The sequence below is a fragment of the Clostridium sp. AF15-41 genome, from assembly GCF_003604095.1.
Taxonomy (GTDB): domain Bacteria; phylum Bacillota; class Clostridia; order Lachnospirales; family Lachnospiraceae; genus Coprococcus.
Genome location: NZ_QTMQ01000023.1, coordinates 1 through 15,588 on the forward strand (window position 1 = coordinate 1; position 15,588 = coordinate 15,588).

12 protein-coding genes and 2 pseudogenes are annotated in these 15,588 nt (G+C 38.2%); 1 reads left to right on the forward strand and 13 read right to left on the reverse strand.

Annotated features, from left to right (window positions below):
- The first annotated feature begins 279 nt into the window (after positions 1 to 279).
- Positions 280 to 1,494: a radical SAM protein gene (locus tag DWW43_RS11790; RefSeq protein WP_119963727.1), complete on the forward strand. Its 1,215-nt coding sequence runs from the start codon at positions 280 to 282 to the stop codon at positions 1,492 to 1,494.
- Between the two features lie 147 nt (positions 1,495 to 1,641).
- Here DWW43_RS11790 and DWW43_RS11795 read toward each other — a convergent pair.
- The 13 genes and pseudogenes from DWW43_RS11795 to DWW43_RS11865 form a co-directional block, all read right to left on the reverse strand.
- A pseudogene (locus DWW43_RS11795) lies at positions 1,642 to 2,883 on the reverse strand (IS256 family transposase).
- Between the two features lie 55 nt (positions 2,884 to 2,938).
- Complete coding sequence (locus DWW43_RS11800; RefSeq protein ID WP_165853078.1) at positions 2,939 to 3,550, reverse strand: transposase; 612 nt, start codon at positions 3,548 to 3,550, stop codon at positions 2,939 to 2,941.
- Between the two features lie 460 nt (positions 3,551 to 4,010).
- A complete protein-coding gene (locus DWW43_RS11805; protein ID WP_165853079.1) occupies positions 4,011 to 4,721 on the reverse strand; it encodes a leucine-rich repeat domain-containing protein in 711 nt (236 codons plus the stop codon).
- 579 nt (positions 4,722 to 5,300) lie between these two features.
- Positions 5,301 to 6,158: pseudogene (locus DWW43_RS11810) on the reverse strand (DUF6674 family protein); the annotation flags it as partial.
- Positions 6,159 to 6,930: 772 nt separating this feature from the next.
- Complete coding sequence (locus DWW43_RS11825) at positions 6,931 to 7,632, reverse strand: TraX family protein (protein WP_008401875.1); 702 nt, start codon at positions 7,630 to 7,632, stop codon at positions 6,931 to 6,933.
- A 19-nt stretch (positions 7,633 to 7,651) separates the two neighbouring features.
- A complete protein-coding gene (gene rlmD, locus DWW43_RS11830) occupies positions 7,652 to 8,860 on the reverse strand; it encodes a 23S rRNA (uracil(1939)-C(5))-methyltransferase RlmD (protein ID WP_119963741.1) in 1,209 nt (402 codons plus the stop codon).
- A 107-nt stretch (positions 8,861 to 8,967) separates the two neighbouring features.
- Complete coding sequence (locus DWW43_RS11835; RefSeq protein ID WP_347475270.1) at positions 8,968 to 9,570, reverse strand: prolyl-tRNA synthetase associated domain-containing protein; 603 nt, start codon at positions 9,568 to 9,570, stop codon at positions 8,968 to 8,970.
- Positions 9,542 to 11,221, reverse strand: a complete 1,680-nt coding sequence (locus tag DWW43_RS11840) for a GGDEF domain-containing phosphodiesterase (protein ID WP_133302421.1) — start codon at positions 11,219 to 11,221, stop codon at positions 9,542 to 9,544. Before DWW43_RS11840 ends, DWW43_RS11835 begins: the two co-directional genes overlap by 29 nt.
- 154 nt (positions 11,222 to 11,375) lie before the next feature.
- Entirely contained in the window at positions 11,376 to 11,858 is a 483-nt protein-coding gene (locus DWW43_RS11845) for a low molecular weight protein-tyrosine-phosphatase (protein ID WP_119963751.1), read from the reverse strand.
- A gap of 179 nt (positions 11,859 to 12,037) precedes the next feature.
- Positions 12,038 to 13,237, reverse strand: a complete 1,200-nt coding sequence (locus tag DWW43_RS11850; protein ID WP_119963745.1) for a site-specific integrase — start codon at positions 13,235 to 13,237, stop codon at positions 12,038 to 12,040.
- 134 nt (positions 13,238 to 13,371) lie between these two features.
- Positions 13,372 to 13,581 carry an excisionase gene (locus tag DWW43_RS11855; RefSeq protein WP_004844954.1) on the reverse strand — a complete coding sequence of 70 codons (210 nt, stop codon included), beginning with the start codon at positions 13,579 to 13,581 and terminating at the stop codon, positions 13,372 to 13,374.
- On the reverse strand, positions 13,578 to 14,393 hold the full coding sequence (locus tag DWW43_RS11860) for an ATP-binding protein (protein ID WP_119963747.1): 816 nt from the start codon (positions 14,391 to 14,393) through the stop codon (positions 13,578 to 13,580). Before DWW43_RS11860 ends, DWW43_RS11855 begins: the two co-directional genes overlap by 4 nt.
- Positions 14,393 to 14,920 carry a replication initiator protein A gene (locus DWW43_RS11865; RefSeq protein WP_119963749.1) on the reverse strand — a complete coding sequence of 176 codons (528 nt, stop codon included), beginning with the start codon at positions 14,918 to 14,920 and terminating at the stop codon, positions 14,393 to 14,395. The genes DWW43_RS11860 and DWW43_RS11865 overlap by 1 nt, the downstream gene beginning before the upstream one ends.
- Positions 14,921 to 15,588: the final 668 nt, after the last annotated feature.

The window sequence follows — 15,588 nt, forward strand, 5'->3', positions numbered from 1 at the left end:
TATATTCAGTTGTAACACATGTATTGTAATCCTACAAATATATAGAAAAAATATCCTATTCAATCTTGACATAAGATTGGATATAATATATTATGAATATAAATGTGGGAGGTGTTAATTATGATTGTGATATCCGAAGGAAAAGAAAATGAATTGTCAATTGGCTGTATTGAAAATGAAGGTGATTGTGGTGGTGTAGTCACTCACTAGATCAGCAATTTTCGACCATGATAGGGATTGCATATGTCATGCAGTTCCTATTTTTTATGGAGGTATTGAATGAAACTATCTAAATACAATTATATTGTCAAAAAATCCTCATATTTTCTTATATACAATACATTTACATGTGCATGTGTTATTTTAAATCAACATGAATATAATAGTTTTTGTGACACTTCTCATGATACTGAAAAATCAGAAGAATTTATAAAAATGGGACTTTGGGTTAATGATGAATGCGATGAAACGCAAAAAGCAATAGATAAACTAAAAGAAGACATATATAATAGTAAATACCAAGTATTTAAGATATACATGACTATGAAATGTAATGCAAAATGCTATTATTGCTTTGAACAGCAGTCTGTTGAAGGAAAATACAATATTAACTGTATCGAAGATATTGTAACTTTTATTAAAAATCATCTGATTCCGAATAAAAAGACCGTTATTGAATTTTTTGGTGGTGAACCATTGATAAATTCGAATGGCATTGATGATTTATGTAAAAAGCTGAATTCAAATAGCATTGATTTCTACTCTAAAATGATTACTAATGGATATTTATTTAATCAAATGACAATAGCTAATAGTCTTAAAAATTGGAGATTGAAAGTAGTTCAGATTACCTTGGATGGTATGAACTGTTATTATGAGAAAGTAAAAAAATTTGGCGATCTAAATTCATTTGAACACGTTATAGAGAACATCGATACACTTACTGCTAATAAAGTTATAGTGAATATTCGAATTAATTATAGCAAGACTAATTTTGATGAAGTAATAAATCTCATTCATTTTTTAGGTGAAAAATATGTTCAAAATGAGATGGTAGGAGTTTATACCAGCCCTATTTTTGAGACTGAATCAGAAAGTAATGGATTGAAGATAGCCTTGTTCAATGAGATGTTGGGTGTAGGATTGATTAACAATGTATATAACACAATTACAACACGTGCTGGAAGATGCATTGCAAATTTGCCAAATAGTTATGCTATCTATACTAACGGGAAAGTTGGGAAATGTTCTAGAGCTATTTCTGATGGAGAATTTATAGGAAATATCTATTATACAAGTCGAGAAAAAGAAAAAAAATGGATAAATACTGAAATATCGGTTAAATGTACCAAATGCAAAAGATTTCCATTATGTAATGGTGGGTGCATTTACAAACAAAGTATAAATGAAGATTTCTGTGAAATTGATGAAGATTTATTATTGCACAAACTAAATATAATATTAGATGAAAATATTAGTAGAGTGTGTGAATAAAAGTCTGTAAATGTGATCTTCTATGATAATGATTGGGCTGAAGGCTCTCAAATGAGCATTCAGCCCTTGCTTTATATATAACAGTATTGATTCGAGCATGTCAAGAGCAGGCGAAAATTTCCGCCTGTAAAACAAGCTTTAAATTTTTTATTCGGGCAGTCGTCCTTCGTACATGATGATCAACTCGCCATAAACCTGTCCCCAGTTTCGAAGCGGCATCGATCATTTCTTGGTTGCCTCAAAAGTGGATAGATATAAAGCCTTAAACAATGCAGTATCGCTAGGGAAGACACTTCTCTGCCGATTAAGTTTGCGGTAGGTAGCATTCAGGCTTTCGATGGCATTTGTTGTATATATAACCTTTCTGACCTCTGCAGAAAACTTAAAAATTGGCGAAATAGCATCCCAGTTTTGTTTCCAGCTTTTCATGGAATTCGGATACTTTTCGCTCCATTTTTTTGTGACTCGTTCCAATGCATCCAATGCTTTTTCTTCGGTTGGAGCCTGATAAATGGTTTTTAGGTCTGCACAGAACGGCTTACGGTCTTTGTCTGCAACATATTTCATGGTATTTCTGACCTGATGAACAATGCACCGCTGATACTCTGTTTTAGGATAGGCGGTAGCGATTGCTTCTTTAATGCCTGTCAGTCCATCTGCACAAATGATCAAAATATCCTTAACCCCACGATTTTTCAGACCATTCAAAACAGAAAGCCAGTATTTTGGACTTTCGTTTTTCCCTACTTCAATGGTTAAAACTTCCTTGTAACCATCCTGATTGATTCCCAGGATAACATAGGCTGCTAGTTTTCGGATAACGCCATTATCGCGGACAGAATAGTGGATTGCATCAATGTAAAGAACCGAATAAACTTCTGAAAGCGGTCGGTTCTGCCAATCTTCAATCTGTGGCATGATTTTGTCGGTTACATCTGAAATAAAGCCTTCTGACGCTTCAAATCCATAGATATCCTCCAGTGTATCTGATATTTGCCGGGTAGTCATACCTTTGGCATACATTGAAATAATCTTTTGATCAATGTCTGAAATGTCTTTTTGACGTTTCTTTACCACTTGTGGCCCAAAGGTAGATTTACGATCCTGTGGAACTTCGATTTTCATACTTCCATAGCTACTGTTTACCCGTTTGGTCTTATAGCCGTTACGGTAGTCGTCGCTGTCTGAGCGTTCAGATTTGGAGTATCCAAGATGATCGTCCATTTCAGCTTCCATCATTTCTTTGATGGTTCCGCCAAGCAGATCTTTCAAGGCATCTTGAATGTCCTGCGCGGATTCAATGTCATACTCTTCAAGGAGCTGACGAATGATGTTTCTTTTTTCTTCGGTCATTTGTACTTTGTGTACCGGTTTCTTTTCTCTTGCCATAAAATAAGGTCTCCTATGATTTTATATTTTATCATAGAAGACCTTAAAATCCTATTTACAGAAAAACTTTCACAGGCTCGCCTTCTATAAAACATGGGAGTTTCTCATTTGGAAAAGCTTCTGCATAGATTAGGCTACTTACTCCAAGCATGGTCGCAAAAATATGAACCTTGTTAATCTCACCTGTTTCAGTGTCTGTTAAAAGTTCCGGCTGATCGCCGACCCAGTCGATATACATCTTTTCACCCGGGATTCGGTTTACAGCCATTGATACTTTCTGACCACCATAGTTTTCCGCTATGAATCGGTTGAAGTATTCATAAAACTGTGACTTCTCATAACCATCAGGATTCTTTTCTTTATAATCCAGCCAGCAGAACGAAATGTTCATGCGGCTTCCTGGTGTATGGATTCTGTCATAGTAATACTGGAAATCTGGAAGAGGGATATCTTTCCTCTGTAGATTTTTCTGCGGATAGAAAAGGTCCTCAACTTCCTTAGGTGCCATCATTCGGAGTTCCTCAATCGGGATCCCGTTGGCATGATATCGGCTCATGATCAGATTTAACGTACCTGAGCCAATCTTGTAACGGTCCATAACAGACTTGGTCTGGCATCCATTCAAACGCATCTGGATGGAGCCGATAATCGTGTTGTAGTCTTGCATAGTTATGCCTTCTTTCGTAATCATTTGATGACTACGAAAGAACTATAACACGTTGAAAACTTATTGATCAGCTGAAGCGGAAATACGTTCAGCTACATCCGGAAAGACCGATCAGTTCTTAGCGGAATACGTGGTCAGATGAGCCGGAATTTGCAACCTCCTTAACGTAGTTGGAAAATCCCCGCGAATTTTCCAACTTTTTAGGAAGATTATCTCAAATTTTTTAAGAATACGGTAGGGTACTGGCTATGGAGCGTTTACGATCAGTAACAGAAAGATCCATACAAAGAAGCGCCAGAACCGACATTTGCCGAAACTGGCGCTTCTTTATCTACGGACTTTTTTTACAGCCCCTTATTATTTTAATGGCAACTGTGGCGAAACTTTTATCCCCCCCAGATACTCATCTAGTTTATTTACTTGTATCATTAGCACAGTGTTAGTAATCAGCTATATTCACTTACCAAACACGGTCATCAATTATAATATCTGAATAATTTTTGATATTTTTTGTTGATTCCAAAGGCGTAAGTCTAAATGCTCCATTGCCGATATATGTTATTGATTTTGGTAGGCAAATGGAATCTATATTAGTTTCACTGAATGCCATGTTCCCAATATATGTAAGCGTTTCAGGAAGCACAACACTTGTAATATGCGTACGTGCAAATGCACTTTCTCTAATCTCGGTAATACCTTTTGGAATAACAACATCTTTTTGAATGCCTATATATAAGAGCAACTTATTATCTGATACTATAAACTGACTATTCCAATCAAGATTTTTTATATGAATCAGTTCTTTTACATAGTTGCTACAGTCGCATGCACCATTTTGAAAATTGGCGCTATAAATTTGATCGCCTAACCCTATCATACTATCAAAGTGCATATAGAATTCCATACCATTATTGAACACCAAAGAAATATGTCCATTACAATCTTCAATCATACCTCCTTTAGCTCTATAACGAATTTCTCTGAGCTCTGATAACTTTAAATTTGTGCACTCACAATCAATAACCAGATTACCATTTTTATCAACTCCATAATCTGCATCACACTCTGGATCATCCGAGATAATAATCCTGTCATTATAAGAAATTCCTGTGATTTTACATACTTTTTCCAATATTCTTGTGAATTCTTTCACGAAAGTTTTTCCATCCATTTTGAAACAACTATATCCTCCTAGTCCATTCATAATTTTATATGTTGCAAATGAAACACATTAAATATCAAGTCCATTAGCAATACGCACAGCATGTTCCCTCTGGGATTCTCACACACCTTTTGTTCTCTTCCATGGTTGTACATCCTTGTTTTCATGTTCTCTACTCATTATTACGTTACTCTGCATATATCGACACAAAAACACGATTATTGCATACTCTCATCATTTTTCATAAACATTTTTTTATTATTACATTACTTTCATAGCATCAAAGCAATATATTGTCATCTTGTTAACCTTAGGTATTACCAATGGGAAATATATTGATTTCAAGCCGTTAAGCTGCATTGTTATCTTTGAATAATTCTAATTCTTTTAAAGCGGTTTCTTCTGTTGGAGCCGCATATATAAGCTTCAGATCAGCCATCAGCTTTTTGATATCTTTGTATGAAACAAACTTTTTGATCTTAGCTGTGCAAAATGCGAAATCATCTGTATTTTTATTGAATCGTACGCATGCAATATCTCTTACCTACGTCCCGCAACATATTCTATCAACAACTTAATTTTATCTCACTATCTGCCCTTATGCTTATCCATCTGCCCCCGATTTATCATCGTATCCGTTATATTCTTTTTCTCATCCTGCTTTGCCATATATGCCTCAAAAGCATCAGCTCCATATACCGGCTGTTCTTCAGCAACTACTGCTAATCGCCCTAGAGGAAGATGTGATGTTTCTCTTTCTGGTGTTCCATAGTTTTCCTTATTTTCTGACTTTGACTCTTTCCTGCGATCTCTCAGCTCCTGCATGCGTCTGTCCATAACATCGAGGCGAAGATTATCTACTTTGTCGATGGCGGCATCGAGGTGAAGTTCCAGCCCAGTATAAACTTTCTTCTGCCACTCCCATGGTTTACGGAGATATGTCTGGTTATCACGGGCTATATCATCCTGCACATAATCTTTTTTCTCCCTGCCAGCAAGCGCGCGGAAGCTGTTTGCGATCTGACGACTTGCGGTTCTCATACCTTCTGAGAATCCATCAATTCTTGCAAGTGTCTGGTCTGTCTCACGGATTCCCTCACGTACTTTCTCACGGATTTCTGACAGCTTCTCCTTTGCCCCGAGGAAGTCAGCCACCTTGTTCAGAGCCTCTTTCCCCTTCTGCCTAAAGTCACCTACAATCTCTGCAGCCTTTATCTACATATCATTTTTCGCCTCAGGAAGTTTCTGTTTCATCTCATTACATCGCGACTGTGCCTTACCGACCACATCTGATAAGACTTCTTTCAGACTCTTTGATACCTGTTCATCACGCATCGCCTGCATTTCCTTGCGCATCTGATTTATTTCCTGCGTCATCTGATCTAAGCGATTGCCGATGATATCAATATAAGCTATCATCTCAAATACGTCTCCAGCCTGACGTCCCCTGTCATTTGATTTTCAGCTATTAAGGATTGTATCCGCACTGGGTGTCAGCATAAATGAATTTCTTACTTTTGAAATCTCTACAATAGGGGATGTCCTGTCTATCCTTATGAGACTGGATGAACAAACTGACATGGACATAACAAGTAAAAAGGCGAAACCGGAGATTATATACCGGACAGCATTTCATTCTCATTTTCAAATGATTCCATCAATAATGCCCTTGCTGCATATCTTGCCTATAAAGATAAGAAGAATGCAGCTATCAAACCAGAAGCTGCCGATGTAGTATATTCTGTTGATGAGCAAAAGATATTGATGGAACATACGCGAAACACACTACTTATTTCTACAGAATATATTTAACATTTCATTATAAAAAATAAAGACGTCCTGCATTTTTTCTATGCTGACGTCTTTATCTTATAATCCTATCTTGGGGCAATCTTATTATATCCACATTACTCAGTTAATTTTTGGTGTACCAGTTAGTGTACCATTTTTTTATGAATTATATAAATTTATACTAGATTTTATGTATCTAGCAATCACCGAAGAACCCTTGATTTATAAGGTCATACAACTCATACCATTCAGCCATATTACGTTATGTCAGATGGCCGTTCAAAGTTGATGCCACAAGGTAATTTTTCTCTGTATTCTTGTTCTTTACCTGTATAATGGCGCAAAAAAGCCCCAAAATAGCACGATGATTATACTACATTGGGGCATAAAATTCAATGATTATCAACCGGTTGCCGTCAAATTACTGTCAAATTCCAAGACACATTCTCAGAATTCCCAATATCAGAAGATGCACCGGATAAAACAAATAGTTCACAAGCTTATTCTGCTTTCCACGCTTTCCATTATAAGTAAGCATCAGGCCAAAACCCAGAAGTGCCCATGGTTCCTTATACATCGATGCAAAATTAAACGGAATAGCAATAATCGGTCTGTCATGAAAAAGATACAGAAAATAACCGATCAACACCGCATGGGAATCATAATCCAGACTCAGATTCATGGCTATCAGACAAGTTACTGCTACAATTATAAAAGATACCAGATACCACAAGAACTTGGGCAGCGTCTGCATCTTCTTTTTCAGGGCATCAATAATCCAGATCATCGCCAACACCAGTGCAAGCGTAAACATGATATTATTCCAGTTTGGTTCAAAAAATACATTAGATGTACACATATCAAACGGAACCTCTGATATAATTCCAAATACCAGGAGTGTTCCCAAATATCTCCATCGATTTCTCGTTTTAAAATATCCCTCCACCAACAGGGAAATAAAGATAGGAAATGCGATCCTGCCTAATATATCAAACAGTTCACTCATAACTATTAAAGCCTTGCTGTTAAAATATATGAAAAATGTTTTATTAACATGATCGATCAACATTGAAGCAAATGCTATATATTTCAGTTGTGCACCGGATAATAATTTTATCTTTTCTTTCATCTTTAATAACGTTCCTCTCCTACTTAAAAACAACTCTGTCTCTCGTCAATAGCGTAACAACCTCTGTATGCTCAGTAAATGGGAAGAGATCAAATGGTGTGATCTTTAACACCTGATAGCCATGTGTGGTCAGATACTTCAGATCTCTCGCAAGGGTATCCGGTCCACAGGAAATATAAACTACCTTACGCGGAAACAAAGTTACAACGGAAGAAAGAAATTCTTCCGTGCTTCCTGAACGAGGCGGATCCATAAACACAACATCAATATGCTCATCTGCGTCTGCCAGTTCTACCATAAACCTGCCTGCATCATTTGCATAGAACTCGATATTTTCTATCTTGTTCATCCGGCTGTTAATCTTCGCATCACGGATTGCTTCTGCATTCAGTTCCACACCGATCACTCGTTTTGCCCGGTCGCTTGCAACGATACCGATCGTTCCGATTCCGCAGTATGCATCTATCACCGTCTCTTTCTTTTTCAGATCCGCATATTTGATCGCCTTGTTATATAATTTCTCCGTCTGAACAGAATTGATCTGGTAAAAGCTTCCCGGCGACAAACGAAACCGTTTGCCGCAGAGAACATCTTCTATATAGCCTTTGCCATAGATGACCTGATTTCGGTCACCTAACACCATATTCGTATCCTTTGTATTTATATTCTGAACGATCGTTGTGATCTCCGGATGAAGCTTCAAAAGTGCATTTGCAAAATTCTTCTTCGACGGAAATACCGGAGATGCCGTCACAATGATCACCATGATCTGTCCGGTCTGATGTGCTGTCCGGATCAGCACATGACGGATCAGTCCATATCCGCTGTCTTCATTATAGATCATCATTTTAAATGACCGAAACAGCCCTGTGATATCCTGAATGATTGCATCCGCCCGCTGATCTTCGATCTTGCAGCCTTTTGTCTCTATGACATTATGAGTACCCTCCTGATATCGGCCGGAGATGATCGTACCATTCTTCAGTTTTCTGAATTCCGCACATACTTTGTTCCTGTAATAATACGGATTTTCCATTCCCACGATTGGATCGACCGGTGCAAATCCTGAAAGCAGCTTTTCCATCTCTGTCTGCTTCTTTACAAGTAATCTCTGGTATTCTTCGTCTGTATATTCGTATGCCACGGGATTGGGTTTCTTATTTGGGGACTGGACTTTTCTGCCATCCGGTTTTCTATTTCCCGGCCGTCCCTTTATATTTTCTTTCATATTTTATTTCCTTTCAAATCTCTCGTCTAAACATAGCAAAAACCAAACACATGGTCAACAACATTTCCCTGAATGTATATGACTTATGGCCTGGTTTTTTCTTTGCTCTATGCTTCACCTGTCAGGACGACTTTTGTCATATCGTGTCCGACCGCATCCAGATACAATCCGAATACATCTGCCGTGCGCATCCGCAGACTGGATGTATTCACACATGGGTGGCAGCCAAGATACTCGCCTTTTAATATGTCTTCATCCACCAACAGCCGTACATGATGCTCCGTATCATTCATCAGTCCCATGACACTGACAGCCCCCGGTTCGATATCCAGATATTTCTCCATGTCCTCAGCCGATGCAAATGACAGTCTTGCGCTCCCGATCTGTGAAGTGATCTCCTTCGTTTTAAACGGCTTGTCTCCCGGCATCATCAACAGATAAAACTGTGTTTTCTGACGATTGCACAGGAAAAGATTCTTACAGATTGTCGCCTGCAACATCTTATCAATCTCCTCACATACTTCCATCGTAAATGCCGGTTCATGGTCGACTCTCTTATATTCTATTCCAAGATGGTCAAGAAAATCATATACCCGAATCTCCTTCTCCAGTCTTCCTTCCGTATTCTCCGGTCTTCCATCCAAAAGTTCCAACAGTACTTTGTCCTCCCGTTCCTTATATCTACCTCTGCTGCTCTGTCTGCTGTTCATCCAACATATGCTCAAACTCCGGAATCGGAACAGGCTTGGAAAAATAAAATCCCTGAGATACACTACATCCATTATCATAAAGGAAATCTGCCGTTCCTTGATTCTCTACGCCTTCTGCTATAATACTTAAGCCCAAATCATTTGACATGGATATCACATGAGAAATGATCGTCTTACCCTGTTTACTGTCCAAACATTCATCCAAAAACTGCCGATCCATCTTCAATACGTCAAATGGTGTATTCTTCAACATACAAAGGGAAGAATAACCTGATCCGAAATCATCCATTAACAATGTAAATCCCGCCTGTTTCAAACTATTGATATAAGACAATGATTCTGCATTCTCCGTTGTCTCCGTGATCTCTAACTGGAACAGCTCCATCGGAATCTGATATTGGTCGATCAGATTCTTGATATATCCTGCAACATCTTCTTTCTGAAGATAGGTTCTCGACACATTCACCGAGATTGGAAGTGGTTGCCTTCCGGTATCCAGCCATCTTCTGATAACTTTACATACCATCTCCCACATGAAACAGTCTAATTTGTATATAAATCCATTTGCCTCAAATACCGGAATAAATTCCATCGGCGACTTGCATTTTCCATTTGCATCAATCCAGCGCACAAGCGCCTCTGCTCCGACGATCTTGGCATGACTTCTGTCATACTGGTACTTCGGCTGAAGATAAACCTGAAATTCTTCCCGTCTCAGAGCCTCCTCCTCAACTTCCTCGATCGCTCCCGTCTGTTTCACATGATTCATCAGCGTATCCTCATAGAATACAACCTTATTCAAAATCGTCCGCTTACCCTCTGCACGGGCAAGTCCTGCTTCATCTCCATGCTTGCGATATGCCGTTGAGCTGCCCGGTACGATATTCACTCCATATGTAATGCTTAACTTGATATCACCATATCTCCGAATTTTTTCATCAAGTTTATCAATAAATTCCATGATTTCTTCTCTGGAATTATAATAGGTCACGATCTGGAATACATCCGCTGACAATCTACAATGCAGATGTTCCTTATCACACATCACATCCAGCGTGTCATATATATACCGAAGAATATTATCTCCTGTATCACTGCCATACTTCTCATTGATATACTTAAATCTACGGACATCAAACTGAATATATGCATACTCCCGTTCCGGATGCTCTGCCTGAAAACGCGCAATCTTCTTGAGAAAGAATGCCGGATTCTTATCATTGCTAAACGATGTCACAATCTCCCGATTCTCTAATTCCTGTTTGCGCATGATCCGTATCATGCCCACATACTCCCGAATCAATCCTTTTTCATCTTTCTCAAGATAACAAAGGACTGCCATCAGAACTTTCTTCCCGGATCTGGTCTCAAGATGCACCCATGTCTCCAAATCATCCATCTTGATCGGCTCTTTTGTTCCCTGCTCAATCTGTCTATACAAATTGCACATTTTATTCTTCTCTGTTTCTTCTATACATGTACAGTCGCAAAATGCTTTTAGTAAATTTTTATCATCCGGATTCAACTCATCAGGCAGAATATCATTTTCCTCAATCGTGTAAAACCGATCTTGCAGATTCGCGTAAAAATATATGGCGTCGCGGTGATTTTTCCTTATTCTGTTAATCTCTCTCCATGATTCAAATGCCATAATAATATCTTCTCCCAACAATGAATACTTACCTAATTTTACATGTTCTGTTCCCACAGGAACTTGCTATTATATATATATTAACATGTTCTTTAGCAAAAAGAAAGTTTGCATCCAACTTAATTATTCGGAAATCAAGTGAAATTTGGGTTAATCAATTACTTAATTTCTTGTTAATTGTCAACCAGTCAAGAAACGCCTGACAGCCTTCTACAACATCTTCATAAGTCTCCCGAAAATTCCCACTGTACCACGGATCTCTGACATCCGCATCCTGCCCGGCAAACTCCAGCATCTTATAGATCTTATCCCCACGTCTGTGTCCGGTCATTCGTTCAATATTCCTCATATTCATAGAATCCATACCAATCAGATAATCGTAATGATCATAATCTGAGACTGTAAGCTGCACCGCCCGTTTGCCTTTGCAACTTATCCCATGTCTGGCAAGTTCTCCTCTTGCCGACGGATACACCGGATTCCCAACACCATTCCAAATCTCTTCTGTGCTGGTGGCTGCCGATGCGATCTCAAACTGATCGGCAATACCACGTTTTGTTACTATATCTTTTAATATGAATTCTGCCATGGGGGAACGGCAGATGTTGCCGTGGCAGATGAAAAGTACTTTTATCATTGTTGCATAACCTCGCATTTCTTAGTTTTTCTTGGTTTTTCGGACTTTGTAAGCCTTTGTAAATTTTTGCTTTCTGGCATAACCTGGTTTATTTTCGCATAATATCGTCCGCAAAAGGTGTAAAATAAGGTGTATGTTTTTCTATTTTACACCTTGCTATTTTCAATTAAAAATCGTAATTACACAACCTGAATCCGGGCAACCTCTTCCCTGGCATCCTCAAGATTTACATGCGTATATGTATTCAACGTTACGCTGATCTCTGAGTGGCCCATCAAATATTGCAGTGCTTTTGGATTCATTCCTGATTTCGCCATATTTGAGCAATAGGTATGCCGACATACATGCGGTGTAATGACAGGCATCTGTACTTTGTAAGTATTATTATACTTCTGAATGATGTGTTGAAAATAATGCTCCCAGTGCAGGGAATAACAGATACTTTCATTTTTATCAAAGTATAAGAATCCACTTTTTCCATCTACCATAGGTTCTGCTTTTGGCAGGTTTCGTTTTTCTATAATTTTCCGAAAGCATTCCTCTACATCCGCAGTCATAGGTATCTTTCTCATTCCACTGGTTGTTTTAGTCTCTTGAATATAATATCCGATTTTTGATTTTTTCTGCAATTGATGATCAATGTTGATCGTATGCTCCTTGAAATCAATATCAGAAATCGTCAAACCACAAAATTCCGAGATGCGAAGACCTGTTTTAAATAAAATATAGATTCCTTCATAATACCTGCAAAAATGAGGATCCTCCTTCACAAATCGTAGAAACTTTCGTTTCTCCGCTCTGCTGATTGCCCCTCTTGTCACACTGTCATTCACAACCACTTCCATCAGCTGAAACTGAAATGGATTTTTCCTGATCAGGTCATCATCCACTGCCAACTGAAATGCCGGACGAAGAACTCCTCGGATTGAATGGATGGAACTATAGCTTTTCTTTTCTACCTGCTGAAGATGTATCAGCCAACATTTTGCATCCGAAATTCGAACCGTATCAATCCTTCTTTTTCCAAATGGATCTTTCTTCAATAAATTGATAACTGTTCCGTATCCTGCAACTGTAGTAGGTCTGACACCGGTTTTGGTTGATGTATATTTTTCAACCAGTTCCAGTACCGTCATATTTCCGCCATTTGTTGCAATCTGCTCAAAATGGTCCGCCTGGATTTTCTTCTCCATCTCCCGAAGTGACAAAGTACGGCGCTTTCCTTTCGGAGCTGCATCGTTATGGTCTAAGCGCCAGCTGTATACGCAGCGCTCCTTTCCCATCTCATCGACATACTTAAATCGATATCTGCCATCAGATAACTGTATTTCTCCATTGTGTAATATACGTCCTCTATGATCTCTCCTCTTTTCACTCATAATATTTCGTCTCCTTCATTAAATGTTCATTTAACTTGGAAGACCGTCTCGGTTTACTCATTATACCACAAGACCTTCCCTTCGCTAAGATAAAATGAACATTATTTTCATTACTATTTCTTCTATTCTGTCACTTAAACTGTGCTGGCTGTATCCAGATAATCTTCAAATAATTTTCTTTTGAACCGTATATGAGAACCTACTTCCAAAATGAAATCCGCTCCCTCATTTTCACCTGCAATCTGTCTTAATCTCTTTTCGCCAATTCCGTAATATTCAGCTGCTTCGGAAACATTTAAAGAATATTTCTTCCAGACAGGTATTGTTTTTTCTGTATGATTCATTCGCATTCCTCCTCCCCTCTGTTTGTATTCAACAGCGTTTTCGCTTTCTCCATTTTCATACTTGCAATCGCTTCTCGTTTGCTTGCGCCTCCAACATACATTGGTGTACACATTTCCAAAATGCGATCATAGATACGCCTTTTATCTAATATGGTCTCGCTTTTTATTTCTTTCAGTGGAAGATTCGTTGTGATAATCAAAGGTCGTCCCGAACGGATCCTGCGATCTATGACGCTAAAAATAATTCCTAACGCATATTCTGAATTTCGTTCCACACCAAGATCATCAATAATCAAAAGCTGATATAAAGTCAATGCATTGATATATTCCGTTTTGTCTGCCAGCGGAAATATATCATCAATAATGGTATTGAAGTTGGTCATCTTTACCGTTACCTCCTGCTTTAGAAGTTCATTGGCAATGCACCCGGCAATAAAACTTTTCCCAGTACCAACCGGTCCCCAGAACAAACAGCCTATATGATTTCTTTTCATTTCCTCCCAGTTATCAACATAGCTTTTTGCCTTATGCATTACCGCATCTGACATATCTGCATTCTCAAATGTCCACTCTTCCATTCTGCTCTCGTCAAAACAGATGCTCGTATTTCTGCTGACTAATTCCCAGTGCTCTTTGTCTTTAAAATATTTTTGTTCTTCTTCATACGCTTTTCTGTCACAAGCACATTGCCTGGAATGTTTCTTCATCCCCATAAAGTCACCCTTAGGAAAAAATGCTTCTTTCGCTTCCCCACAGACTTTGCAATATTGCAAACCATCACTGCCTACACATACGGTATCTTCTTCTCTCATCACAAACTCTCTCCTTCCCCATAGCAATAATTTACTTCATGATATTTATTTCTTTTATATTTCTCAGTTACTTTACTAGGTGCCACATTTCCGGCTTCTGCACAGCCATTTTTACGACCAGATGATGGGGGCTTTTCCGACTCTGTTGCAGCCATCTTTTCAACCGCCTTACTCTCAACCGGCTGTAAACCTATCTCATCAGATGGAATTTTTACATATAAATGATTGGGTTTTGAAAAACCACCGGATCTGCGAACCAATAGTCCCACATCATCTAATTCCTTCAATGCTGTTTTTACAGAAGATTTGCATTTGTCGATTTGAACAGACAATTCCTCTATCGGAAAAATCAGATAAACATTTCCATACTTGTCTATCCAGCTATTCTTTCTCGATATCCGTGCCCGGTCATACAAAATCATATAAAGAAATTTTGCATTTTGAGAAATTCGCAACTTTAGCAAAAACTTCGGAAACTGGAAGTACTGAAGCATCTGCTCAGACTCCTTCATGTATTCATATTTCATTCTTTTCTCGCCTCATTTCTGTTTCTAATTGTTGTAAAAATCATTTTTATGCCGGCTAAAAAATGTTCTTACACATATACAAAAGATGAAGGGCATAAATACAGCCTCTTAATGAAAAATTTTTATTTTTCCTGCAAGAAATACCCTTTCATTAATACGAAACGCTGAGAGGCATTTTTACAGCCCCCTGAGGAAATTTTTTTATTTTTTCGGTTAATTGAATACTTAAAAACAAAAAACACTCACCTATTCCAGGTGAATGCCTTATCAAAATTTCCTTATTTTGTTGTCTGTGACGCTTGCTCAGATATGCTTGCGTATCTGCTAAAATGTAATTGCCAGCAATTATATTTTCACGTGGGTATGGGGACGTAATCCCCATCAAGATCTGCTACTCGTAAGTAATACAAAATTGTCAAAATGACAATACTGTATTACACGGGTGGATCTTGCTCTGGTTATAATGTATGAATTCATACAATAATAGGCCCAAATGGGCACTTTCACCATTTGGGCCTATATATTGTAAGTCTTTCGGATAAAAGAGTAAAAAGTAACTGTCCAAACTGTATGTTTTTATCATAGAATTGATTTTATTGGGGCCGGTATAGATTTGCTATATTTATTTATTGTAGGTTTGTCAAACATATGTTACACAGATGCCAGAT

What these genes read in the sequence shown, in the direction of transcription:
- DWW43_RS11790 (WP_119963727.1), top strand. Translation starts at nt 280, where the DNA reads ATGAAACTATCTAAATACAATTATATTGTCAAAAAATCCTCATATTTT.
- DWW43_RS11800 (WP_165853078.1), bottom strand. Translation starts at nt 3,550, where the DNA reads ATGCAAGACTACAACACGATTATCGGCTCCATCCAGATGCGTTTGAAT.
- DWW43_RS11805 (WP_165853079.1), bottom strand. Translation starts at nt 4,721, where the DNA reads ATGGATGGAAAAACTTTCGTGAAAGAATTCACAAGAATATTGGAAAAA.
- DWW43_RS11825 (WP_008401875.1), bottom strand. Translation starts at nt 7,632, where the DNA reads ATGAAAGAAAAGATAAAATTATTATCCGGTGCACAACTGAAATATATA.
- rlmD (WP_119963741.1), bottom strand. Translation starts at nt 8,860, where the DNA reads ATGAAAGAAAATATAAAGGGACGGCCGGGAAATAGAAAACCGGATGGC.
- DWW43_RS11835 (WP_347475270.1), bottom strand. Translation starts at nt 9,570, where the DNA reads ATGAACAGCAGACAGAGCAGCAGAGGTAGATATAAGGAACGGGAGGAC.
- DWW43_RS11840 (WP_133302421.1), bottom strand. Translation starts at nt 11,221, where the DNA reads ATGGCATTTGAATCATGGAGAGAGATTAACAGAATAAGGAAAAATCAC.
- DWW43_RS11845 (WP_119963751.1), bottom strand. Translation starts at nt 11,858, where the DNA reads ATGATAAAAGTACTTTTCATCTGCCACGGCAACATCTGCCGTTCCCCC.
- DWW43_RS11850 (WP_119963745.1), bottom strand. Translation starts at nt 13,237, where the DNA reads ATGAGTGAAAAGAGGAGAGATCATAGAGGACGTATATTACACAATGGA.
- DWW43_RS11855 (WP_004844954.1), bottom strand. Translation starts at nt 13,581, where the DNA reads ATGAATCATACAGAAAAAACAATACCTGTCTGGAAGAAATATTCTTTA.
- DWW43_RS11860 (WP_119963747.1), bottom strand. Translation starts at nt 14,393, where the DNA reads ATGAGAGAAGAAGATACCGTATGTGTAGGCAGTGATGGTTTGCAATAT.
- DWW43_RS11865 (WP_119963749.1), bottom strand. Translation starts at nt 14,920, where the DNA reads ATGAAATATGAATACATGAAGGAGTCTGAGCAGATGCTTCAGTACTTC.